Here is a 24160-nt window from a genome sequence, read left to right on the forward strand (position 1 = left end):
TTTACCGCCTTCTCCGCAGGAACGCCGCGGCCATGACCCCGGCCATGGACAGTGCCGCGCCCGCGGCCCAGCCCCACATCGCGGGCAGGTCGCGGGTGGTGACCACCGGGTCGGGCGGCAGGCCGTACACCTCGGGGTCGTCCATCAGCAGGAAGAACGCGCCGTCGCCGCCCACGCCGTCGTTTGGGTCGGCGCCGTACAGCCGGGCCTCGGTCCTGCCCTGCCCGTGCAGGTCCGTGACCCGCCGCTCGGCGCGTTCCAGGAGTTCGTCCAGCGGGCCGAACTGGATGGAGTCGGTCGGGCACGCCTTGGCGCAGGCCGGTTCCAGCCCGCCGCGCAGCCGGTCGTAGCACATCGTGCACTTGAAGGCCCGGCCGTCGTCCTCCCGGCGGCCGATCACGCCGTAGGGACAGGCCGGCACGCAGTACCCGCAGCCGTTGCACACGTCGGCCTGCACCACCACCGTGTGGAACTCGGTGCGGAACAGCGCTCCGGTGGGGCAGACGTCCAGGCAGGCGGCGTGCGTGCAGTGCTTGCACACGTCGGACGCCATCAGCCAGCGGTCCACCGGCTCGCCCACCACGGCGCCGGGCCGCTCGCCGTCCGCGCCGGTCTCGACGCCGGGGCCCACGGAGTCGGCGGGCAGCTCGCCGGCGCCGGACGGGCCGCCGGGCCCGCCGTTCCCCGGGGCGGGGACGCGCTGCTCGATGAACGCCACGTGCCGCCAGGTGCTCGCGCCGAGGCCGCCCGTGTTGTCGTAGGAGGTCGCCCGGAAGACGAACCCGTCGTCGGGGACGTCGTTCCACTCCTTGCAGGCCACCTCGCACGCCTTGCATCCGATGCAGATGCTCGTGTCGGTGAAGAACCCCACCCGCTCAGCCACGGCGGTACTCCTCCATCAGTTCGAGCAGCGCCTGCCCCCTGGGACGCCGGCCGGGCCGTACGTCGCAGGTCGCGGCCTTGCCCTCCTGGATGTAGACGTTCGGGTCGAGCACCATGGGCATCAGGTCGTTGGTCACGTCGCCGGTCGCCACGCCGCCGCTCCAGCCCCAGTGGTACGGCAGGCCGACCTGCTCGATCCGGCGGCCGTCGAGCCGCAGCGGGCGGATCCGGCCGGTCACCAGGACGCGGGCCTCGATCGCGGCGCGCGTCGTCACGATCGTCGCCCAGCCCCCGTTGACCAGGCCCAGCTCCTCGGCCAGCCGGGGCGACACCTCGCAGAACAGCTCCGGCTGGAGCTCTGCGAGGTACGGCAGCGACCGGCTCATGCCGCCCGCCGTGTGGTGCTCGGTCAGCCGGTAGGTCGTCAGCACGTACGGGAAGCGCGACGACCCCGCGGGGTTGTAGGGCACCTCCGGACGGTCGTAGACCTTCCGGCAGGGGTTGGCCCGCCGGCCGTACAGCGGGTTGGGCACCGGCGACTCGTGCGGCTCGTAGTGCGTGGGCAGCGGTCCGTCGGCCATGCCCGCCGGGGCGTACAGCCAGCCCTTGCCGTCCGCCTGCATGATGAACGGCGTGCTGCCGGAGATCGCGTCCTCGGCCCTGGCCTCGTCCGGGGGCAGGTAGTGCGGCGGCTTGTCCTTCTCGAAGTCCGGCACGTCGTGGCCGGTCCACTCGCCCTTCTCCTCGTCCCACCAGACGAGCTTCTTGCGCTCGCTCCACGGGCGGCCCTCGGGGTCGGCGGAGGCGCGGTTGTACAGGACGCGCCGGTTGGCCGGCCAGGCCCAGCCCCACTCCGGGGCGATCCTGCCCTGCTCGTGGCGGGACTTGCGGCGGGCGGCCTGGTTGACCTCGTCGGCGTAGACGCCGCAGTAGATCCAGCAGCCGCACCGGGTGGAGCCGTCCGGCTCCAGCTCGGTGTAGGCCGACAGCGCCCGCCCGTCGGGGCCGGTGCCGTTGATCTCGCGCAGCACCGCCTCGGCCGACGGCTCGGCGTGCTCGCCGTGCTCGGGGTAGTCCCAGGTCAGCTCGCGCAGCGGCAGGTCGATGTCGTCGTCGGTCAGCCGCCGCCTGATCCGCTTGCCGAGGTGGTAGTAGAACCACAGGTCGCTGCGGGCCTCGCCCGGCGGGTCGACCGCCTTCTCGCGCCACTGCAGCAGCCGCTGGGTGTTGGTGAAGGTGCCTTCCTTCTCGACGTGGCTGGCGGCGGGCATGAAGAACACCTCGGTGCCGATGTCCTCGGTGCGCATCTCCCCGGTCTCCAGCTCCGGGCCGTCCTTCCAGAAGGTGGCGGTCTCCACCAGCCGCAGGTCGCGCACCACCAGCCAGTCCAGGTTGGCGAGCCCGAGACGCTGGAGCCTGCCGGAGGAGGAGCCGACCGCGGGGTTCTCGCCCACCACGAAGTAGCCCTTCACGGTGCCGTCGATCTGCCCCAGCACGGTCGTGTAGTGGCCGTGGTCGCCGGTGAGGCGCGGCAGGTGGTCGAAGCGGAAGTCGTTGTCGGCGGTGGCCGCGTCACCCCACCACGATTTGAGCAGGCTCACCATGTAGGAGCGCTTCCTGCCCCAGAAGCCGGTGTCGGCACCGGCGGCGGCGAGGTAGCCGTCGAGGTCCTCGTGCCGGTGGGCGTGCGGCATCGGCAGGTAGCCGGGCAGGATGTTGAACAGCGTCGGGATGTCGGAGGAGCCCTGGATGCTGGCGTGGCCGCGCAGCGCCAGGATGCCGCCGCCGGGCCGCCCTATGTTGCCGAGCAGCAGCTGCAGGATGGCCCCCGCGCGGATGTACTGCGCGCCCACCGAGTGCTGGGTCCAGCCGACCGAGTACACCCAGGCGGTGGTGCGCTCCCGGCCGGAGTTGGCGGTGATCGCCTCGGCCAGCTCGGCGAACGCCTCCGGCTCGATGCCGCACGCCTCGGCCACCATCTCCGGGGTGTAGCGGGCGAAGTGCCGCTTGAGGATCTGGTAGACGCAGCGCGGGTGGTTCAGCGTCGGGTCGGTGGACGGCGTGGCCAGCATGGCGGGACCGCCCGAGCCGTACTCGTGCGGGCCGGCCGCCTCGGCGTGCTGGGCCCCGCCCTCAAGCTGCTCCCGGCGCTGCCCGGCCGCGGCCTCCTCCTCCGCGCCCTCGTAGGCCCAGCTCGACGGGTCGTACTTGCGGCCCTCGGCGTCGTAGCCGGAGAACAGCCCGTCGAGGTCCTCGGTGTCGCGGAAGTCCTCCGAGATGATCGTCGAGGCGTTGGTGTAGGCCAGGACGTACTCGCGGAAGTCGAGCCCGTTCGTCAGCACGTGGTTGATCAGCGCGCCGAGCAGCACGATGTCGGTGCCCGCGCGGATCGGCAGGTACCGGTCGGCGAGCGCGCTGGTCCGCGTGAAGCGCGGGTCGATGTGGAAGACCTTCGCCCCCCGGGCCTTGGCCTCCATCACCCACTGGAAGCCCACCGGGTGGCACTCGGCCATGTTGGAGCCCTGGATGACGATGCAGTCGGACTCGGCCAGATCCTGCTGGAAGTCCGTGGCGCCGCCACGCCCGAAGCTGATCCCCAGACCGGGGATGGTGGAGGAGTGTCAAATACGGGCCTGGTTCTCCACCTGTATGGCGCCGAGGGCGGTGTAGAGCTTCTTCATCAGGTAGTTCTCTTCGTTGTCCAGCGTCGCTCCGCCCAGGCTGGCGATGCCCAGGGTGCGCCGGACGACCTTGCCGTCCTCCTCCTGCTGCCAGGTCTCCCGCCGGGTGCGGACCACCCGGTCGGCGATCATGTCCATCGCGGTGTCGAGGTCGAGGCGCTCCCACTCCGTGCCGTGCGGGCGCCGGTAGAGCACCGTCGTCTGCCGGTCGGGGTGGTTGACGAGCTGCTTGCTGGCCGAGCCCTTGGGGCACAGGCGCCCCCGGGAGATGGGGGAGTCGGGGTCGCCCTCGATCTGGGTGACCCGGCCTTCCTTGGCGTAGACCAGCTGGCCGCAGCCGACCGCGCAGTACGGGCACACCGACCGCGCGACCTTGTCCGCCTGCTCGACACGGGGACGGAGCGCGTCGGTCCGCGCCGACCGCGCCGCGTCGCTCCGGGGATCCTCTCCTCTGAGCTGCCGGAGGACCGGCCAGCGGAGGATTCCCCTCTCCCGTGTCATGCGCCTCTTGTTACCCATGCCTCAGCGACCTAACCGGCTTTTAGGTTTTCTTCATATCTGCTGTCATGTCGTCTTCTGGGTGGCCAAGGACCGGTAGGCGTCGCGGACGACCAGCAGCCGGTCCAGGCGGAACCGTCCCGGACCGGCGTCCCGCACCCGCCTGCCGCGCTCGGTCCAGAACGCCTCCCCGGGCACCTCGTCCTGACCGGGCGGGACGAACTTGACGACCTCCTCCATCGCCGCCACGGCGACCGCCAGCACGGGCGCGGCCTCGTCCGGGCCGCCCGCCGGGGCGTTCCCGGCGACGGTGTCCGCCACCCAGAGCCACTCCCCGGCGTCCAGCAGCCGCGACGGCTCCGGTCCGCCGAACGCCGGGAACCGCGTGGGCGCCACCTCCCGCTCGGGCAGCCCGAACAGGAACTCCCGTGCGGCGCCGCAGCCGGAGCAGGTCCCGGTGTAACGGGAGACCGGCTCGCCCACCACGGTCACCAGCCCGCTCTCCCAGGCGGTGTCGGCCGACCCGCAGGCGCACGGGCTCAGGTCGAGGTACAGGAACGCCTCGTCCCTGCTCCGCGCCACCGGAAACGGCATCGCATCCTCCCTTCCCCGGTCCTCTCCGGCCCGCGAGTCGTCCTCCTCCTCTGATCCTCCCGTTCACCCGGCCCGTCCGGGCACCGTACGGCGGGCCACCGGGTCGCCTCGCTCACCCGGCCCGTCCGGCTTTCCGGGGCAGGTCGGGAACGGTGAGGGTCATCCCCGCCCGGAGCCTGCCGGGGTCATCGCCGATCACCTCACGGTTGTGCTCCCAGATGACCTTCCAGTGGCGGCCCTCGCCGTAGTACTGCTCGGACAGCGCCCAGAGCGAGGTGTCCCGGGAGATCTTCACCCGGCGGTCGGTCACCGGCGCGTCCCCGCCGTCCCGCGGGCGCGGGTCCTCCGGCTCGCCGGGTTCCGGGGCCGTGCTCTCGGAGGGGGCCGGTGAGGACGCACGCGGGGAGGGGACCGGTGACGTGCCGTCCCCCGGCGTCCGCGAACGCCGCCCGCAGACGCACGGCTCGTCGGACGGGCAGGTGCACTCCTCCGGCGGGATCCAGCCGGTGGTGTTGGTGAGCCGGCGCATCCGCCCCCAGTACTCGTCCCTCGTCTCGACCCGCGGCTCGGAGTGGTTGAGCAGGCCGTCCAGTCCGAGGCCGGAGCCGATCCGCCCCGCCCCGCCGGCCTCCCAGGGCGGCACGGGCGGGACATGGCCCTCGAACAGCATGAGCTGCCGCAGCCCGTTCATCTCGTGCGCGTAGTAGGCGCGCTCGTCGTCGGTGCGGGCCGACCGCCAGCCGTCCGCGAGGTGCCCGTACTCGTCGTAACGGGCGTCCATGCAGTAGTCGTGGCGCGCGATCTCGTCGACCGCGGCCAGCAGCCGACGGAACGGGACCGGACCGGCCCGGTGCTCGGCGGCGGCCTTCCGCTGCAGGGCGTGGCCGACCTCGTGGCCCACCATCCGCGCCACCATCTTCGGGTCCGGCCGGCTCGTCAGGATCATCTCGGACGGGTCCTCGGCGCTGCCCGTCCGCAGCTTCGTCCGCGCCATCAGCCGCGACGACGGGCCGAAGTGCACCACCGGCATCCCCGCCGAGCGGTCCCAGCTCAGCCGCCGCCTGGGCCGGCCGATCCGGACCCGGAAGTGGTGCGTGTCGCCGTTCCGCAGCTCCACGATCAGCGTCGAGCCGTCGGCCGACCAGCGGTGGTCCCGGACGCCCCGGCCGAGGACGGACGGCCCGGCCTGCCGCAGCGCCGTCTGGACCTCGGCCGTGGTCAGGTCGGCCAGGTGCGGCGCCCGGATGTCCACCGCGAACGCCGTCCCGGGGATCTGCGGAGCCGTCACCGAGAACGAGCCGCCCCCCGCGGAGGGAGCGCCGCCCGGCGCGGAGTTGACGGAGCCCTGGTAGGTGCCGCCGACCGGCTGGGCCTGGCTCCCGGCGTGCGGCGCGGCGCCCGGCGCGTGGGCCGTCGGAACGCCGGGCGGGGTCAGCTCCTGGTCGACCAGCGCGGTGAAGTCGCCGCCCTCCGGCAGCCGGCCGTGGAGGGCGCGCAGGTCGATCCTGCCGTTCGCGGCGGCCACCAGCCCCGGGGGAGCGCGGCGAGCGCGTCGGCGAACCCGCCGTCGGGCACCCCGATGACCCGCCGGCCCGACGGGTCCAGCGCGGCGCTCAGCAGCCCACCGTCCGGCGTGGCGAGGTAGGGGCGCGCGACGCCGCCGGGCTCGCGGACCTCCAGGTGGATGGGGACGCCCAGCTCCCGGGCGAGTGCCCGCGCCTCGTTCACCCGCGCCGCCTGCCACTCCGGGCCGGCGTCGACCGTGAGCAGGAGCGGCGTGCCGGACCTCCGGATGCCCGGCGCCCTCCGCAGCGTGTGCTCGGCCAGCGACCGGTACGGCGCGACGGGGTCGAAGTCCGGGCTGCTCTGCGACTGCCGGGACAGCTCGTCCAGTGAGAACCGGGTCGTGGGCCGGCCGCTCCCGCGCCCCCACCGGGCCCGCCAGCCGCGTCCGGGCTCGCGCCGGACCGCCGGTTCGCCGAAGCGCCAGCCGCCGCCGCGGACCGGGGGCGCCTCCTGCTCGCGGCGGGCCTCGGCCATGCCCTCCTCGAACAGGGTCACGTCGGCCGTGCCGGTCGCGGCGTTGAGCATCTCGACCCGCCGGTAGAACGGCCTGCCGGGGACGACCGACTTGATCTCGTACGTGATGTGGTAGTCGATCCGCGTCCGGACCGTGGTGACGTCGCCCTTGCGGAAACCGCTCGTCTCGTCACGGTTGCCGCCGCCCTCGGAGATCCGCTCGGAGGTCGACCGCCCGGTCGAGCCGTGCACGTTCACCCCGGAGGGGCCGTAGCCGCTCCCTCCGGAGACGCCCAGCGACTGGCCCGACTCGACGGCCCCGCCCGAGGTCGCCTGGAAGCGCTCCACGTCGCCCAGCTCGACGTCCGCGCGCCCCGCGGCGAGGACGCGCACCTGCGAGGGAACCGCCCGGACCCGCACTTCCACCACCCGGCCGGGACGGCCCGGCACGGGGAACCGGGCGATCCGGTGTCCGTTCGGCCCGGCCATCTTCCGCAGGTTGGCGTTGCGCGCCATGGCGGTGAGCGCGTGCTCCAGATCGTTCCGGTACCGGCGGGCGCCCCGGCGGCCGAGGACGTCGGAGCGGGACAGTCCGTCGTACGCGGCCTGGAAGAGCCCGGCGGCGCGCGTCGACTCGGTGAAGAACGTCCTCGGGAACGCCAGCGGCCGGGTGTCCGTCGACGCCGACGCCTCCGCCGCCTTCGCCGCCTCCACCAGCTCGGACGGCACGAGCCGCGTCATCCGGCCCGTCAGCTCCGTCACGACGGGCCGGCGTCCGCCGCGCCCGCGGCGGCCCGGCCGGTCGACCTCCACGGTGACCTTCACCGCGTGGGCGACCCGGTCCATGCCGTTGAAGGAGGCGATCCGCTGGATCCCGGTCAGCTGCTCGCCGGCCGTCCCGGAGGTGGAGTGGTTGACGCCGGCCTGCACCTTGGCGTCCCCGCCCACCGCGCCCTTGAGGGCCGCGGGCGCGCCTTCGCCGCTCACGCCGCCGCCGAAGGCGATGTTGAACGCCTCCGACCAGGAGCTGTCCCGGTAGGTGTAGTCCTGGACGATCACGCCGGCCTCGTCCGTCCGGTTCAGCAGCCTCGGCGGGCCGACGAACTCCATCTTGACCCGGACGGTCAGCGGCCGGCCGTCGTTCCCCCGGACGCGCGCGGTGTAGGTGTGCGGCGCCCCGTCCGGGTCCAGCATGCTGTCGAGCTTGCCGTGCCACCGCTTGCCGCTGAAGTCGCGGAACAGGCTGCGCCACAGCGCCCGGTTCTTGCGCAGCGCCCCGGGGGCCTTCTTCTCGACCGCGGCGAGCACCTCGTCGAACAGCTCGGTCTCCGCGCCGTTCCGCTTCAGCACGAGCTCCTCGACGCCGGTCTGGCCCATGGCGTCCCTGAGGTGCTCGGGGAGCGTGGCCACCTCCGGGGCCACCGCCCGCTCGCGCCTGCTCAGCTTCGCGTCGGGATCGTCCAGCAGCTTCTCCAGGACCGCAGCCCGGGCGCGCTCGTAGGCGATCATGCGGGCCAGGCGGCGGCCCGGGTTCCGGGTGTGCCCGAGCCCGCCGTACCGGCCGTCGGCGGCCTCGGTGAGCTTCCCGACCATCCGCTCGGCGGTGTGGTCGGCGGTCAGGACGGGCAGCGGCGCGCCGGAGTCGCGGGCCGCACTCTGCTCGCTGAGGTAGCGGCCGACCAGCGGGGCCGCGACATCCGGGGCGATCTTCAGGTTGCCGTCGAGGAACCGCTCCATCACGTCCGCCACCTGGTCCAGCGGCAGCCGCAGCTCTCCCTGGGCGTACAGGCGCAGGACGTCGCGTTCGGGGACCATGTAGACGACGGGGCGGCCCGGCGCGCTGACCACCTTGGCGTTCGCGGCGCCGGGGACGCCGACGGTGACGTCGAAGTCGGCGCTCATCCGGAAGACGTAGTGCTTGCCGGTCTCGATGACCAGCCGCTCCCGGCCCCAGATGCCCAGCTCCTGCGCGGAGAGCCCGGTGGTCCGCGACGCCGATCCGCTGAGCCCGGCGCCGCCCTTGGGCGGCGCCGCCTGGCTGAGCCCACCGGACAGCGAGCCGTCACCCGCGTGGCCGCGGGTCCGGCCCGCGGAGGCGGACTGGCTGCCCAGGGTGAGGTTGATGTCTCCGCTCACGTAGTCGACCGCGGTGACGAACTCCGACTCCCCGGCGCGGCCGCTGACCCACACCGGTGAGCGGAAGCGGCGCGTGCCCCGGGACCGTACGGCGAGCTCCATGCCGGCCCGGCCGAACAGCCGGTCCGGCTGCGCCATGAAGCTGCGGACGTTGAGGAAGGCCGCCAGCATGTTGGCGATGACCGGGTGCGACCGCACCCACCGCGGCAGCTTGGGCATGACCCGTTGCAGCAGGTCACCGGTGTCCACGGCCCGCAGCGTGGCGCGGCGCAGCGTGGCGCGGGAGGTCGGGTGCGGCGTCGGGGTCCGCGCGGGGCCGTTTCCGGAGTCGTCCTCGGGCAGCAGCCCCGCGGGCGTCATCAACAGGGAGCTGCCCTGCTGGGTGGTGATGGGGTCCGCCATGGACGAGATGTCGGCGATCCTCACCGTGTGCTTCCGCCTGGCGACCCCCGTCAGATCGCCGTTCTCCCCGAGGATCACCTGGTTGACCGTGCCGCCCTGGGTCGCTCCGGCGTTGAGGCCCCTGCTGTAGGTGTAGCCCCCGCCTCGTGAGGCCGCGACCTCCTCGTCGGCGTTCGTGTCGCCGCGTCCGCCCTCGAACCTGATGTCGTGGCCGGTCGACTCGCTGCTCGACAGCCCGGACGTCTCTGAGTCGATGTCCAGGTCGACGGGGACCTCCGCGTCGGTGTGCTCCCAGGAGTCCACCTCGTGCTGGTCGATCGTCAGGACCAGCGTGACCGTCTGGGAGGCATGGCCGGTACGGTGCCGGCTGAAGGTCATCGGGATGCCGTCCTGGGCGCCCTGGTCGTAGGCGGCCGCCACCCGGCGCTCGTCGAGCTGCTCCTCCAGCTCCCGGGCGTTCGCCTCGTGGCTGGCCCACTCCAGCGGGTCGGTCGACGGGATCTCGTTGCCGTCGGCGTCCAGCGGGGCCAGCATGCCGCGCTCGCGCAGGTACGCCTCGACCTCCGCCCGGTCGATCGGGGTGAACTCCTGCACCTCCGACGGTCCCGCGCCGCGGACCCTGACCGGATCGCCGGTCTGCCAGCCGGACGGGGCCGCCTTCCGGCCGGGCGGCGGCCCGGGCTTGCGGTCGTCCCGGAACACCGGAGAGCCGTCGGGGTTGCGGCGCGGCGCGCCGGAGTCGTCCCGCTCGATCGCGTTGGCGTCGACCTCGGCGCCATAGTCGTAGGCGTGCGTCAGCGGGATCCGCATCAGCGCCCGGGCGCGCTGGACGAACGTGGGGCGGGGCTCGGCCTCGCCGAACCGGTGGACCGTGATCTCGTGGACCACCACGGCCACGTATCCCTGGGTGTCACCGGAGTAGCGGTACACGCCCGGGCGGATCTCGGTGCCCCCGGTGTTCGCGCCCGTCGACCTCGACCGTCCCCGGGTGTAGCCGAACGCCCCCTTGAGCTTGGTCTTTCCGCCGAGGGACGACGTCCCGGGGAGGGCGCCCTGGCCGCCCACGGTGACGCCGGTGCCCCTCGACCGGCCCGACGACGTCGATCCCGACGTGCCGGAGAACTGGACGCGCAGCCGTTCCTGGTGGTGCTTGTTGGTGGCCGAGCCCACCGGCTCCATCGAGGGCGCCGGCGCCCCGTCCGGGGCGGGGACCCACTCGATCCGGCTGCGGACCCGTACCGTGCCGAGCGGCCGGCCGCCGTCGGTGATGGTACGGCTGAGCCCGCGCGGGCGGTTGAACGCCTCGTACATCCGGCCCGGCAGGTCCTCGGCCATGAAGGTGCGGATCTGCCGGCGGGCCACGTCGCCCACCGCGGGCCCGCCGAGCAGCTCGACCGTGCGGTCGACCCGCTCGTCCGCCCCGCTCATCGAGATCACCACGTGCTCGGGGAACCGGCCGTTCGGATCGCGGCGGTTGGCGGGCTGCTGGACGGTCTCGGCGGGGGCGTGGTCGGCGTAGGCGTGCGAGACGAGCACCCGCAGCCGCTTGGCGTCCCCGGCCGACGCGATGACCTCGGCCTCGCTGCCGGAACGGGCGTCGACCGTTTCGGTCGCCGTCCAGTCCGTCTTCCCCGCCGGGCGGAACTCGACGTCCCAGGCGACGTCGGCGACGTCCAGCAGGATCGACTCGCCCCGGTTGTCCTCGACCCCGCCGAACAGCGCGAACTCGGAGGCGTTGCCGCCCTCGCCCCTCGACCGGGACCTGCTGTGGCTGCCCTCAAGCTTGAAGAACGGGTCCAGCACGTCCTCGATGAACCTGCGCACCCCGTTGTGCGGCGCCAGGAACATCCCGGCCAGGGTCTTGGCCAGCGCGATGGCGTTGAGGCCGAACGACATGCCCTTGTTCCGGCTGCCGCTGGTGCCCACCGACCGGCCGCCCTGGGGGAGCGCGCCGATCATCGTCTCGGAACCCTTGACCTTCGGATCGACGATCTCCGCGAGGTCGCCCATCCGCAGCCTGATCCGCAGCTCACCCCGCGTCGCGCCGCCGACCTGCAGGACGACGCCGTCGTCCGACGTCACCCGGCGGAACCGGGACCCCAGGACGTGCTCCAGCTCGTCGGGGGAGAAGGTCTGGTCCACCCCGTGGCCGGCCAGCACCCGGTTGACCACGCCGGTCAGCTTGGTCATGTGGGGCAGCCGGTCGGCGGGCACGCTGCCGGTCATGGCGTCGCGCGGCGGCAGCGCCTCCTTCATCGCCTCGTCGTAGGCGGCGACGGCGTCGGCGGCCTCCCGGGCGAGCCGGGCCACCTCGGCGACCCGCTGGGCGGTACGGCCCGCCGGCTCCTCGGCGGCCAGGGCGTCCAGGGCGCGTGACGCCTCCGCCACGGCGGCGCGCGCTTTCTCCGCCCGTACGCGGGCCTCCTGGTAGCGGACGGCGACCCGCTTGTGGCGCGCCCCGGTGTCCCGCTCCACCCGGACCTCGGCCAGGGCATCGCGGTGCCGCTTCCGGGCTCCCCGGTCGCGCTCCTTCTTCGCCTTCTCCGCTTCCTTGAGCTTTTCCGCGATGTTCTTCCCGGCCTGGCGGGAGGCGTCCCGGTGGGACTTCACCCGCTCCTCCAGGCCGGTCTTGGCGCCGGCGAGGGACTCGCCCAGTTCCCGCACCCGGCCCGACAGCTCGGAGAGCTCGGGCGAGGTGGCGGGATTCGCGCCGGTGCTCGGTCCTGTGGCGTTCGACGCCGCGGGGTCCGGGGTCAGTGCCTCCGCCAGCCGGGCGATCTCCTCCGCGGTCCGGGCCTGCGTGCCGGACCGCAGATCGGCGTGGGAGTCCTCCGGATTCCTGAGGTGGTCGGCCGCGTCGCGCATCAGCCGCCGCTCGCCGTCACCCAGCCGGGCGGGGTCCCACTGACCGGCGGTGTCGACCATCAGCTCCAGCGTCACCCGCACGGCCGCGTCGTTGGTCTCGGGCGCCGCCTCGGTCAACCGGTGGAGCGCCGCGACCGCGCCCTCGGTGTGGTTGCGGCCCTCGACGTCGGCGATCCCGGCGCCCAGCCAGGCCGCCGCCTCGGCACGCAGCCGTTCGGAGGTGGCGCGGTCCGCGGCCCGGAGCGTCAGCCTCCCGCGCACACCGCCGAGGAAGTCGGCGGAGAGGTGGACGATCTCGCCGCTCGGCCCGGTCAGCCGCAGGTCGCCGTTCCGCAGCAGCATCGCGTCGGGGGCCACGATCTTCAGGACCTCGTCCAGCGCCGTGCCGGCGAGTCGCGACGCGGTCCCGGGGTCGGGGGCCGTTCCGGGAGCGGCCGCGGGGTCCGGGGCCGCGGCGGAGGCCGGAGCGGCGGGGTCGGGCGCCGCCGCGGGGGTCGCCGCCGGGTCGGGAGTCGCTGCGGGGGTCGCCGCGGGGTCGGGGGTCGCCGCCGGGTCGGGCGCGGCCGCCGTGGCGGGGCCGGACGTCGCCTGCTGGTTCGGCGTCTGGGAGGGGGCGGCCCCGGCGGGGTTGGCCGGCGCCGCGCCCGTCACCGGGGCGACCGGGGTCGCGGGGGTGGCCGGGGTCGCGGGGGTGGCCGGGGTCGCGGGGGTGGCCGGGGTCGCGGGGGTGGCCGCGCCGCCTTGGGCGGTTCCCGCGCCGCTCTGGGTGGGCGACGGCGCCGCTCCCGGGTCCGTTCCCGATGCCGGCGCGGCTCCCTGCGTAGAGGAAGAGGATGCTCCGGAGGAAGCGGGGGCGGCCTGCGGATCCGGTGCTCCCGACGTGGCGGGTGCGCCCGCCGGCGCGGTCCCGGGCGCGGTCCCTTGGGCGTTCCCGGACGTGGGCGCGCCGCCCTGGGCGTTCCCGGACGCGGCCTCCGGCGCAGCCGCGGGTGCCGGCGTCCCGCCCTGCGCCGGGGTGGCCGGTGCGGACGGCGCGCCCTGGGCTCCGGGCGTGCCCGCCGGAGGCTGGGCGGCGTTGTCCGGTGCGGCGGGTCCGGTGGAGGCGGTGTTCGGTCCGCCGGAGGCCCCGGCGCCGGAAGCGGCCGCTTGAGCGCCCGTCCCCGTACCACCCGGCGTGGAAGCCGCCTGCGTGCCCGGGGACGGTGCGCCCTGGGCGGGGGACGCCGGCGTGCCCGCCGTACCCGGCGTTCCCGAGGCACCCGGCGTTCCCGCCGTTCCCGGGGTGCCCGGGGTGCCCGGCGTGCCCGGGGTGCCCTGCGCGCTCGGGGACGAGGCGGCCGGGGCGGAACCGGGCTGGGCTGCGCTCGGGGCGGGGGTGGCCGACGGGGTGCCGGCCGTACCGACGGGGGCCACCGGTACGGTGCCCGCGACCTGCGGGTTCTGCGCCCCGCCCGCCGCCTGACCGTTCCCGGCGGGGGCGCCGGACTGGTTCGCGCCGTTGCCGCCGTTCCCGCCGTTGCCGCCGTTCCCGCCGTTCCCGGCGGCCGCGACCGTCGCGGGGTCCGGCGTGGGGGCGTTCGCGAGGTTGGTGCCGCCGCTCCCCGGGTCGGGCTGGTTCCCCGGGTCGGGCTGGTTCCCCGGCGTCGCCGCCGGGCCGCCGGACCCGGCGGGCGGGTCGCCGCCGGCCAGGCGGGCGTCGGCGGCCGCGGCGGCCGCGTAGGCGCTGTCGAGAGCCGCCCGGGGGTGGGTGATCGCATGGGCGACTCTGGGGTCGGTCGGGCCGATCGTGCCCGCCCGGCCGCCGCCGCCCGCCGCGGCCCCGAGGAGCGCCTCTCCGTCCGGCAGCGCCTCAAGCGGGTTCTGCCCGTAGACGAACGTGTTGGCGATGATGCTTCCGCCCGGCGAGGCGACCATGTTGTTCAGGCCCGTCTGCACCACGCGGGCGGGGAACCGCTTGACGGCGTTCATGATCCCCGGGTCCGTGCCGCCGAATTCGTTCAGCCGCCGCAGCACCGGCATGCTGTTGGAGAACCTGTTCAGCATGGGGGCGGCCTTCATGCCGATGACCGCGCCACCGGCCGCGCCGACTTCCGCGGCCAGGAACCGCTGCCAGTCCATGCTGGTGCGGGTGCCCATGTCCATCTGCTTTTTCTGGGTCAAGTAGTCGATCGCGCCCTCTTCACCCATCTCCTCGGCGATCTCCCGGCCCACGTGACCGGTGAGGAGCGTCCGGAGCCCCTTCGCGGCCCCACCCGCGGCGGTCGCCCCGTGGGTGGCCGCCCCGCGGGCGGCCAGCCGGGTGACCGCGCCTTCGGGGGTGCGCCCGGCGACCACGGCGAGCCGCTGGAGGATGCGGCCGATGTTGGACCGCGCGGCCGCGGCGATGGGGCCGAGCGCCGAGGTGGTCGCGCCGGCGCTGAAGAAGGCGGCGAGCAGGGCGATGTACGTCGCGATCACTGCGATCCAGAACGCGACGTTGATCGAGATCTTGGAGTACTGCACCTCGCGCGCGAAGTCGTCGGCCTGCTGGAAGTAGGTCGCCGCCTGCCGCGCCAGCGCGGGCACACCCGAGTCCTCGGAGTACGCCTGGATGAAGTCCTCGGCGAACTTCTTGCTCGCCGGCGCCGTCCACGACTGCAGGATCATGCCGCCGGCCGTGACGCCCGGCTCGACGGAGGTGTCCAGGCCCTCGTACAGCTCCCGGTTGGCCGTGGCGATCTGCCACAGCAGCCGCTCGCTCGACTCCGGCCAGTTCTGGCCCGAGGCGAGATACGAGATCAGGGTGTTGGCCCAGGCCGGAAGGCTCTCGCCCCATGCGGGCGTGACGTCGGGGGCGGCGCCGCCCGCGACGTCGGGCGGAGTCCCCCCGGCGGCACTGGGGTTGATCCCGGTGCGGCTTCCGGCGGAATCCGTGTTGACGGCCACGCCATCTCCCCCGTTGTGGTGCTGTCAGGTCACCGGACGGGCGTCCGGCGCGTCCGGGTCCTCATCGCGCCGGCGGCGCGGAAGGACGGTTCGGTGCCGGTCACACCTCTTCTATGAGCCTGTCCATGGCCGCGCGTTCGCGGTCGTCCGTGGCCCGCGTGGTGCCGATGTTGTTCCGCACCTTCAGCCCGGCCTCGGTGACCGTCTTCACGATGCCGTCGCCGTACTCGATCATCTTCTCCGGGCCGCCGCCGTTCATGTAGGCCGCGTAGAACGCGGAGCCGGCGGTGTCCCGGCCCCAGGGCTCGAGGGCGTTGAGCGCCCGGATCCGCTCCACCTTCTCCGTCCACAGGGTGTGGACGTCGTCCGACACGGTGTCCCATCGGACCAGGCCGTGCGCCACGCCCTGGTAGTGGACGCCGACGCCCTCTTCGTAACCGCCGTACTCGCTCACCGGGGTCACCTCTTCCCGAGCATCTGGGCCGCCATCCGCTCCAGCACGCTTTCGAGATCGCCCTCCAGGTGCTCCTTCATCTGCTCGCCGGGGACCAGCGGCTCGAACAGCTCCACGACCCTGGCCCGGGCCTTCTCCGTGGCCCGGTGGACGGTGTCCGTGATGACGTCGGCGAGTTCCCGGGAGTCCTGCCGCCGGTAGATGCGGGGATCGAGGTCGAGCCTGATCAGGTCGCCGCGCGCGCCGACGGTCGCCGACACCAGCCCGTCCCGCGACTTCTCGGTCACCTGTACGGCCCGCGCCTGCCGGTGGATCTCCGGCCCCCGCTCCTGCAGGCGGGTGAAGGTGGCGCGCAGTTCCTCGGCGTAGGCCTGCATGCTCCTCGCCTCATCCGAGACCGCGAAAGGTTCCACATCGACCTCCCCTCGCAGCGCGGGACCGGTGGCGGTGGCCGCCGCGACCACCCTGCCCCCCGCGCCCCCGCCGCCCCCTGGACGATTCGCACGTTAAATCTTCGTGAATTATCGATCATCCTGACATCCGCCACTGTGGTACGGCAAGCACCAAATGCCACTGAAAACGCTCATACAACGCCATAAGCGACGTCGTCCTGCGGAAGGACGCGGCGTCGCGGACCCGTAAGCCGCGGACGCGGGTCAGAGTTCCAGGAAGACGACGTTCTCCCGGAGATCGGTCACCTCGTGCCTGGGCACCCAGCGACGGTGGACCCCGCGCTCGACCCGCTCCAGCTCCAGTTCGCGGGCGACCGGCAGCAGGCCCCCGACGTATTCGAGGAGCAGCGTGTCACCGCGCCGGTCACGCACCTGGAACGGCGCGCCGCGCCACTCGCAGACGGTCGTGACGAAGGAGATCGACTCGCACTCCTCGGCCCGCACCGGCCGCACGAAGCAGTGCGGTTCGACCTCCTCGAAGCCCTCGGCGGGCTCCGTGACGCGCAGGCGTACCCACACCGCGTCCGGACGCGGATCGGGGCTCGCGGCGTACTCCGTCCCCCGCCAGCGTGCCCGGTAGGAATGCCACATCACGCCGCCCCTCCCGGACCGCCCGCTCCCCGGTGGAACGGGCCATCGGACGCCTCGCCCGCCGGTACGTCGTCGATCAGAACCCAGCGTCCGAGGTCGCCGTCGTACACCGCGCGCCGGTACTCCACGCCGTCCACGGTCAGCTCCCAGATCTCGGTGCCGTGGGGCAGGCCGACGCCGTCCACCTTGTACTCGCGGATGACCTGGTCGGCGTTCGGCACGAGCCCCATGCCCACGAACGGCGGCTCCTCGATCACCCACCCGGCCACCGCGACCCGCGACGCCTCGTCGACGCCGCCGTAGGGGGTGCGGTACAGGTCGAGCCCGACCGCGCGCCACCGCAGGATGTTCACCGACCCCTCGTCGGTGACCACCCCCTCCTCGTGCGCCCGCCCGAGCGCGTCCGCCAGGACGGCCGGGGTCGCGATGTGCGCGACGTCCCGGGCCCGGTGGCAGTATCCGGAGACCCGGGACTCGCCCTCGGCGAGATGGGCGTACAGGTCCGCGGGCCGGAGCAGCTTCTGCATGATCGGCGACCCGGAGCCGGGCTCGGCGAGGCGCTCCTGGACCAGGGACGGCACGGCGAGCCTGGCCACCGTACCGGCCTCCAGGAAGAAGGACGTCGTAAGGCCCGGGTTCACCGCCAGCCCCCACCGGGGGTCGGGCCAGCCCGCGGCCAGCTCGGCGAACGTGACGACGCGGACGTGCTCGGCGGTGTCCCCGAGAACGACGCGCATGGCGTCGATCGAGGTGTAGGCGGCCATCCAGGTGCGTCCGCCGCCCGTGAAGGTCGGCCAAGCGGTCGGCTCCCTCCCCTCCGCGGCGGCCGGGGTGACCGGCAGGCCGATCTCGGCCTGCCGCAACAACCCCAGACAGACCGGGAGGTCTTCGGCGGCGAACGCCGCCTGGAGACGCTTCTCGAACGGGCTCTCGGGCCGCCACTCCTGCACGACGACCACCATAGGACGTCCGCCGCCGCCGGGCGCGGGGGCCGTACGGGAGATCATCGGAGAACCGGGCCGCGCGGGAGAACCGGATCCGCCGGGGGTCGCCGGACGCGCCGGGGGCCCGGCCCCCGGAACCCGCCGCACCGGAGGGCCGCCGGTGGCCGTACGTCCTGCTCAATGACGATGTACAAGATCCCGGGCATCAATGTATTAATAGGGCTTTAACCGAAGATTATTCGATTAGGAACATCAACGGACGAGGCTCTCACCACCCGACATCTTTCCGACATCCGCGTTCCGTTCCCGGTTAGGAGCCGTTGCTTGACGGAGCCATCTCCCGGCCGTCCGGTCGTCCCCATGGAGGTCGACCATGACCAGCTGGAGAACGTGGTCGCCCCCGGGTTCCGGGTGGCCGGCGGTGACCTCCGCGAGGCGGTCGCCCGCGCCGCGAGCGCCCTGGCGGCCCTCGGGGCCCTGCCCGCCGACGAGGAGACGGACCGGCGGTTCCTCCAGTGGTTCACCCCCAAGCGCGACCAGATGCTGGAGCTCACCCGTGACCTCGCCGGCGCCTACGGCGACATCGGGGAGGGGCTGCTCATGACGGGGCGGAACGTCTGGAACGTCGACTGGGGCCTCGCCGAAGACCTGGCGAGGGTTCCCGACTACACGGCCGACGGCCCGCCACTGGGACCGCCGCCGGGCACGGCCTCACCCGGTCCGGTCCCCGGCCCGGCGCCCGCTCCCCCGGCGGCGCCGCCCTCCGGCCGGGCTCCCACGTCCGCCCCCGGCCCGACCCCCGGTCCGTTTCCCGACCGGAACGGCCGATGACGCCGCCGTTGCCGCTCTCGCCGGTGTCCCCCACCCGCGGCATGATGCTCCTCCTCGGGACGGGCACCGCCGCCCTGGCCGCGCTGAAGATCTACGCCGGGGTGACCGCCCCGGAGATCCCGCCGGAGCGGCTGCGGGAGATCGCGCGGATCTTCAACCGGCTGGCCGACGACATCGACGGCGGGAACGGCTCGGGCGGGAAAGGCCCGGGCAGGAAAGGTTCGGGCGGGGGCATCGCCGGCCGGGCCGACGCCCTGGCCGAGGCGGTGTGGAACAACCCCCGCAACGGCGGCGAGGCCGTCGAGGCGTTCCAGACCCTGTACCAGGGGGTCGTCCGGGGCTACGCGCCGCAGCTCGCGAGGGACTGCCGCGTCGTGGCCGCCGGCTGCGAGGCGTACGCGCAGCTCGTCGAGACCACCCGGAAGAACCTCGCCGACATCGAGGACCTGCTCCTGCAGATCCTGTGGCTGGTGATGTTCCAGCCGATGACCACGGCCATCTACGGCTTCGCCGCCGCCCGGATCGCCGCGTTGATCAAGGTGGCCCAGGGCATGAAGTCCGCCTTCGCGCTGAGCGCCGGGAGGATCATGGCGATGACGTTCCCGAAGTACGCCATGACGACTCTCCTCTACATGATCCTGGACGGCGCGGCCTACGGTTCCGTCTCGCTGGGCATCACCAGGAGCGTCCAGGCGTCGCACGGCCTGCCGACGGGCTCCGCCGGGGAGAACGCCACCGAGTACGGCAGGATCGCCGCGGCGAACGGCGCCTACGCCCTCGTCTACGACGGGGTCAAGGCGACGGCCCTGCGCGGGGTGGCGCCCACCCGCGCCACCGAGCTGATCGCCCGCCTGTCCGGCTCCGGCCTGGGCTACACCCCCGCGTACAACCTGATGAGCGACGACGGCGGGGAGGTCCTGACCACGCCCGAGCAGTGGGCGGCCAAGCTGACCGGGCACGGCCTGCGGGCGGCCATCTTCCCGCCCGGCTGGAAGTTCAGGTAGGCGCGGCCGGGGACCCGGCGCTCCGCCGGGCTCCGGTGAGCCCCCGCCGCCCGGCCGGTCGCCGGAAGCCGGGCACGGACACGAACACGGACATGAGCCGGACCGGCCGGGATCCGGACATGGACACGAGCCGGACCGACCGGGATCCGGGCACGAACACGAGAGGACGACCCGTGCGACACCCCGACGACGCGGCGCTGCGCCGGATGGAAGAGGAGCTGGGCGAGATCACCGGCACGGGCGAGGCGGCCGGCGGGCTGGTCCGCGCCGTCACCGGACCGTCCGGCCGCCTGCTGGACATCGTCTTCGACCCGCGCGTCATGCGCCTGGACAGCCACGAGCTGGCCCGGGAGGTCGGCGCCGCCGTACGACGGGCACAGGAGGACGGCGAACGCAGGGCACGGGAGCTGGTCGACGGCACGCTCGGCCCGGCGGAGTCCGGCGGCGCCCCCGGGGAGCCCCTCGACCACGCGCGGTTCTGGAACGGGCTGGAAAGGATGAGCCGGGACTTCGAACGGTCGATGGCCGAGCAGGAGGCCGAACTCGCCCGCCGGCTGGGAAACCTGGACCGGTTCTGACCCGGAGGCGACCGGCGCGGACGCTTCGAGGACTTCCCCGCCCCGGGCCCCGGGCCGGCCCCGACCCGGGAGGACCCCGCCCAGGCGCGTGAACCCGGGCCGGCCCCGGGGCGCGTGGCCCCGGGGCATCGCCAGCGGAGGCGGACGGGAATCGAACCCGCCGCGCCGAGATGCTCGACGCCACCGGTTTTGAAGACCGGGAGGGCCACCAGACACCTTGACGCCTCCGCGGGCGATGCTACCGGCCTCCGGCGCCCCCGCTCACGCCGCCCCGGCTCAGGCCGGGCGACACACGCGTGGGAAAGGAGTGTTCCGGACCGCGCTGGTTACGATGTCCGGGACGGCGACGCCGCCGGGTGCGGCGGCGGGCGGCCGGAGCTCCCCCGCGCGTGACGGACCCGACGTATGCGGAGGAGCAGGCCGTACCCGGCCGACGAGCACATGACCGAGGACCAGCCGGCCGAATCCGCGGGAGCGGAGGGAAGACCGCGCGGCGATCACGGCGCCGCCGGCCGCGTGACGGTCGTGGTGGCCACCCGGAACCGCCGCCGCGACCTGGAGCGGTCGCTGCCGCGCCACGAGGCGCCGGTCATCCTGGTCGACAACGGCTCCACCGACGGCACCCCGGCCTTCGTCCGGGAGCGGTTCCCGCACGTCGAGGTGGTCGAGGCGGGGCGCAACCTCGGCGCGCCGGGGCGTGATCTCGGCGTCCGGCTGGCCCGGACCCCCTATGTCGCCTTCGCCGACGACGACTCCTGGTGGGCGCCGGGCGCGCTCGCCCGCGCCGCGGACGTGCTGGACGCCCACCCCCGCCTGGCGGTGCTCGCCGGGCGGGTGCTGGTGGGACCGGAGGAGCGCCCGGATCCGACCTGCCACGGCATGGCCGCCTCCCCTCTCCCCGCCGAACCCGACCTCCCCGGCCCGAGCGTGCTGGGGTTCCTGGCGTGCGGGGCCGTGGTGCGCCGGGACGCCCACCTCGCCGCCGGCGGTTTCGACGACGTCGTCTTCTTCTTCGGCGAGGAGGAGCGCCTCGCGCTGGACCTGGCCGCCGCCGGCTGGGGGCTCGCCTACGTCGACGACGTCGTGGCCCACCACCACCCCTCGCCGTCCCGGGACCCGGAGGGCCGTCGGGCCCTCGCCGTCCGCAACGCGGTGCTGACGGCCGTCATGCGCCGCCCGTGGCCGGTGGTGGCGCGCGCCGTGCTCACCGCCGCCCGCGGCGGCCCGGCGGGACGGCGGGGCCTGCGGGACGCCGCACGCCGGCTGCCCCGGGCGCTGGCGCGCCGCCGTACGCCGCCGTGGCGGGTGGAGGCGGCGCGCGCGTCGCTGGACGCTTCCCCGGTCGGCGGGGCTTACCCACTTCCAGCGGGGATTTGGGCAGACCGGGTGGCTGCCGCGCGAAAGTGCCGGGTAGGCGAGCCTCCGGAAGGAGGAAACACGATCATGGCGAACAAACCGAACCCGATCGACCTGCAGAAGCACCTGTCGGGCGTCGACTATCCGGCCAAGCGGGACGACCTCGTGCGGGTGGCCCGCGAGAAGGGCGCCGACGACGCCCTCGTCGGCACCCTGGAGAAGATCCCCGACCGGGAGTACGACGGGCCCAACGCGGTCAGCAAAGCCGTGTTCGGCGACGGCTAAGGCCGATCCCGCGGGTTCCCCGTCGCGGCGGGGGACCCGCGGGACCCGGCTCCGCGGCGCACCCGGCCGATCCCGGAGTCACCACCGGTGATCAGGGCTTTCCTGCCCGCCGGGAGATCGCGGCCGACGTGGTCGCGCGTCCCCGGCCCGGCCCCGGGACCCGCCGCCCGGCGGCCCGTTCACACCGGCCTACCCGGGTCGGCGGCCCGTCCGCGCGCTCCGCAGGGCGTCCTCCGCATCGTCGTACAGCTCGAAGAACGCGGTCAGGCCGGTGATGCGCAGCATGCGGAGCACGCCCGGAGGAGGCGCGGCCACGATGAGGCGGATCCCGCGTTCCTCGCTGTCGGTGCAGATCGACACCAGCGTTCCCAGCCCGGTGGAGTCGCAGAAGGTCGTCGCGGCGAGGTCCAGGACCAGGCACCCGCCCGCGAGGTCGTCCCACATCGTGGAGACCTTGGTCCGCACATCCGGAGCGGTGCTCCAGTCCAGCGCGTCGCCCAACCGGATGACGCCGATCCTGCCATGCGGTTCGAGGTCGGAACTCAAGGTAGTTCCCTCAGGTGGTTGCACCATCGGCTCAAGCTCCCCACGGCGAAGTCGCCTCATCAGGCATTTATCACGCACAAGATAAGACAAATCACCGGCTCAGACACATCGGCGCGCGTTCCCGAGACGGCACGGCGCCTTTTCCGGAGGCCGCACGGCGCCCGTTCCCGGGACCGTACGGCCGTACGGCGCCCTTTCCCGAGGTCGTACGGCACTCCTTCCGGACACCGTACGGCATCGCCTCCGTCCGCGGCCGGAAACGACCGCGGACGGCCGGCGCCGTCACGAATCGCCCGCCGCGACGAGTGACCCGGTCGAATCGGGTGAGGTATCCGGTGACGCGAGAAGCGAGGGGGAGACGAGACCATGGCAACCGTCGCAGAGCAGTTCATCGAGGTGCTGCGCCAGGCCGGCGTCGAACGGGTCTACGGAGTGGTGGGCGACAGCCTCAACCCCGTGGTGGACGCGATCCGCAGGACACCCGGCATCGAGTGGGCGCACGTGCGCAACGAGGAGGCCGGGGCGTTCGCCGCCGCCGCCGAGGCGCAGATCACCGGCCGCCTGGCGGTCTGCGCGGGAAGCTGCGGGCCGGGCAACACCCACCTGATCCAGGGACTGTACGACGCCCACCGCAGCGGCGCCCCCGTGCTCGCGCTGGCCTCGCACATCCCCAGCTCCGAGATCGGCACCGGGTTCTTCCAGGAGACCCATCCCGAGCGGCTGTTCACCGAGTGCAGCGGCTTCTGCGAGATGATCAGCACGGCCGAGCAGATGCCCCGGGTGCTGCGCGTCGCCGTCCAGCAGGCCCTCGGCAACGGCGGCGTGTCGGTCGTGGTCCTTCCCGGCGACGTCGCGGGCGAACAGGCCCCGAACGAGACCGGGCACCACCGCTTCGTCACCCGGACCGGCACGCTCGTGCCCCCGCCGGAGCAGGTGGAGGAGCTGGCCGCGGCGCTCAACACCGCGCAGAAGGTCATGCTGTTCTGCGGGGCCGGGGTGCGGGACGCCCACGCCGAGGTCATGGAGCTGGCCGGGCGCACGTTCGCGCCGGTCGGCCACGCGCTGCGCGGCAAGGAGTGGATCCAGTACGACAACCCCTACGACGTGGGGATGAGCGGGCTGCTCGGCTACGGCGCCTGCTACGAGGCCATGCACGAGGCGGACCTGGTGGTGCTGCTGGGCACGGACTTCCCCTACCCGGACTTCCTGCCCGGCCGCAAGACGGTCCAGATCGACCGGAACCCGGCGCACCTGGGCCGCAGGACCCCGATCGAACTCGGCGTCAACGGCGACATCGGCGCGACGCTGCGGGCGGTGCTGCCCTCCGTCAGGCAGAAGTCCGACCGGCGCTACCTCGACAGGATGCTGAACCGGCACCTGAGGACGCTGGACCAGGTCGTGGAGGCGTACACCCGCAACATCGAGCGCCACGTGCCGATCCACCCCGAGTACGTGGCGGACGTCCTGGACGAGCTGGCCGACGACGACGCGATCTTCACGGTGGACACCGGCATGTGCAACGTCTGGGCCGCCCGCTACCTGACGCCCAACGGCCGCCGCCGCGTCATCGGCTCCTTCTGGCACGGGAGCATGGCCAACGCCCTCCCGCACGCCATCGGCGCGGCGTTCGCCGCCCCCGGACGGCAGGTCGTCTCGCTGTCGGGCGACGGGGGCCTGAGCATGCTGCTCGGCGAGCTGCTGACCGTCCGGATGCACGACCTGCCGGTGAAGGTCGTGCTCTTCAACAACTCCTCGCTCGGCATGGTCAAGCTGGAGATGCTGGTGGACGGCTTCCCCGACTTCGGCACCGACTCCGCGCCGGTGGACTACGCGGCCGTCGCCGCCGCGATGGGCATCCCCTCGGCGACGGTGGAGAAGCCCACGGAGGTCCAGCAGGCGCTGGCCACCGCGCTCGCCACGCCGGGACCGTATCTGCTGAACGTCATCACCGACCCCGACGCGCTGTCCATGCCGCCGCGCGTCACCCAGGCGCAGGTGAAGGGGTTCGCGCTGGCCGCGGGCAAGGTCGTGCTCAACGGCGGGGTCGGCCGCATGATCAACCTGGCCAGGGCCAACCTGCGGCACATCCCTCGCCCCTGACCTCGCCGGCTCCGGGG

At 73.8% G+C, this 24160-nt stretch carries 15 protein-coding genes and 1 tRNA gene; 5 read left to right on the top strand and 11 right to left on the bottom strand.

Annotated elements, in window-relative coordinates:
• Window position 1: 1 nt before the first annotated feature.
• From ACQP10_RS36445 to ACQP10_RS36485, 9 genes are all read right to left on the bottom strand, one after another.
• On the bottom strand, window positions 2-883 hold the full coding sequence (locus ACQP10_RS36445; RefSeq protein WP_179822116.1) for a 4Fe-4S dicluster domain-containing protein: 882 nt from the start codon (window positions 881-883) through the stop codon (window positions 2-4).
• Window positions 876-4064: a formate dehydrogenase gene (gene fdh, locus ACQP10_RS36450; RefSeq protein WP_246424020.1), complete on the bottom strand. Its 3189-nt coding sequence runs from the start codon at window positions 4062-4064 to the stop codon at window positions 876-878. Before fdh ends, ACQP10_RS36445 begins: the two co-directional genes overlap by 8 nt.
• Window positions 4065-4127: 63 nt before the next feature.
• On the bottom strand, window positions 4128-4655 hold the full coding sequence (locus ACQP10_RS36455; RefSeq protein WP_433540550.1) for a hypothetical protein: 528 nt from the start codon (window positions 4653-4655) through the stop codon (window positions 4128-4130).
• A 112-nt stretch (window positions 4656-4767) separates the two neighbouring features.
• Complete coding sequence (locus tag ACQP10_RS36460; RefSeq protein WP_433540551.1) at window positions 4768-6180, bottom strand: LysM peptidoglycan-binding domain-containing protein; 1413 nt, start codon at window positions 6178-6180, stop codon at window positions 4768-4770.
• Window positions 6087-15002, bottom strand: coding sequence for a hypothetical protein (locus ACQP10_RS36465; RefSeq protein WP_433540552.1), 8916 nt, complete (start codon window positions 15000-15002; stop codon window positions 6087-6089). The genes ACQP10_RS36460 and ACQP10_RS36465 overlap by 94 nt, the downstream gene beginning before the upstream one ends.
• 100 nt (window positions 15003-15102) lie before the next feature.
• Window positions 15103-15456, bottom strand: a complete 354-nt coding sequence (locus tag ACQP10_RS36470; protein ID WP_346018488.1) for a hypothetical protein — start codon at window positions 15454-15456, stop codon at window positions 15103-15105.
• A 5-nt stretch (window positions 15457-15461) separates the two neighbouring features.
• Complete coding sequence (locus tag ACQP10_RS36475; protein ID WP_312873347.1) at window positions 15462-15869, bottom strand: YbaB/EbfC family nucleoid-associated protein; 408 nt, start codon at window positions 15867-15869, stop codon at window positions 15462-15464.
• A gap of 243 nt (window positions 15870-16112) precedes the next feature.
• Window positions 16113-16499, bottom strand: a complete 387-nt coding sequence (locus tag ACQP10_RS36480) for a hypothetical protein (protein ID WP_346019693.1) — start codon at window positions 16497-16499, stop codon at window positions 16113-16115.
• Entirely contained in the window at window positions 16499-17461 is a 963-nt protein-coding gene (locus ACQP10_RS36485; protein ID WP_346018487.1) for an SseB family protein, read from the bottom strand. Before ACQP10_RS36485 ends, ACQP10_RS36480 begins: the two co-directional genes overlap by 1 nt.
• Window positions 17462-17767: 306 nt before the next feature.
• On the opposite strand from ACQP10_RS36485, the gene ACQP10_RS36490 reads away from it, so the two are divergent.
• From ACQP10_RS36490 to ACQP10_RS36500, 3 genes are all read left to right on the top strand, one after another.
• Window positions 17768-18274, top strand: a complete 507-nt coding sequence (locus tag ACQP10_RS36490; RefSeq protein WP_346018486.1) for a hypothetical protein — start codon at window positions 17768-17770, stop codon at window positions 18272-18274.
• Entirely contained in the window at window positions 18271-19278 is a 1008-nt protein-coding gene (locus tag ACQP10_RS36495) for a hypothetical protein (protein ID WP_346018485.1), read from the top strand. The genes ACQP10_RS36490 and ACQP10_RS36495 overlap by 4 nt, the downstream gene beginning before the upstream one ends.
• A gap of 173 nt (window positions 19279-19451) precedes the next feature.
• Entirely contained in the window at window positions 19452-19856 is a 405-nt protein-coding gene (locus ACQP10_RS36500; protein WP_346018484.1) for a YbaB/EbfC family nucleoid-associated protein, read from the top strand.
• Between the two features lie 134 nt (window positions 19857-19990).
• Here the strand turns inward: ACQP10_RS36500 and ACQP10_RS36505 are convergent.
• Window positions 19991-20084: transfer RNA gene (locus tag ACQP10_RS36505), tRNA-Sec, on the bottom strand.
• A gap of 177 nt (window positions 20085-20261) precedes the next feature.
• Between ACQP10_RS36505 and ACQP10_RS36510 the strand changes: the two genes are divergently transcribed.
• Window positions 20262-21497: a glycosyltransferase gene (locus tag ACQP10_RS36510; protein WP_433540553.1), complete on the top strand. Its 1236-nt coding sequence runs from the start codon at window positions 20262-20264 to the stop codon at window positions 21495-21497.
• A 189-nt stretch (window positions 21498-21686) separates the two neighbouring features.
• On the opposite strand, the gene ACQP10_RS36515 is transcribed toward ACQP10_RS36510, so the two are convergent.
• On the bottom strand, window positions 21687-22043 hold the full coding sequence (locus tag ACQP10_RS36515) for an STAS domain-containing protein (protein WP_346018482.1): 357 nt from the start codon (window positions 22041-22043) through the stop codon (window positions 21687-21689).
• Window positions 22044-22409: 366 nt separating this feature from the next.
• On the opposite strand from ACQP10_RS36515, the gene ACQP10_RS36520 reads away from it, so the two are divergent.
• A complete protein-coding gene (locus ACQP10_RS36520; protein ID WP_346018481.1) occupies window positions 22410-24143 on the top strand; it encodes a pyruvate dehydrogenase in 1734 nt (577 codons plus the stop codon).
• The last annotated feature ends 17 nt before the right edge of the window (window positions 24144-24160 follow it).

This window comes from Streptosporangium sandarakinum (assembly GCF_050942225.1).
In the GTDB taxonomy this organism is placed as follows: Bacteria; Actinomycetota; Actinomycetes; order Streptosporangiales; family Streptosporangiaceae; genus Streptosporangium; species Streptosporangium nondiastaticum.

Coding starts and splice junctions, on each gene's coding strand:
- ACQP10_RS36455 (WP_433540550.1), bottom strand. CDS start 4,655: ATGCCGTTTCCGGTGGCGCGGAGCAGGGACGAGGCGTTCCTGTACCTC.
- ACQP10_RS36480 (WP_346019693.1), bottom strand. CDS start 16,499: ATGTGGCATTCCTACCGGGCACGCTGGCGGGGGACGGAGTACGCCGCG.
- ACQP10_RS36495 (WP_346018485.1), top strand. CDS start 18,271: ATGACGCCGCCGTTGCCGCTCTCGCCGGTGTCCCCCACCCGCGGCATG.
- ACQP10_RS36510 (WP_433540553.1), top strand. CDS start 20,262: ATGCGGAGGAGCAGGCCGTACCCGGCCGACGAGCACATGACCGAGGAC.
- ACQP10_RS36485 (WP_346018487.1), bottom strand. CDS start 17,461: ATGGTGGTCGTCGTGCAGGAGTGGCGGCCCGAGAGCCCGTTCGAGAAG.
- ACQP10_RS36520 (WP_346018481.1), top strand. CDS start 22,410: ATGGCAACCGTCGCAGAGCAGTTCATCGAGGTGCTGCGCCAGGCCGGC.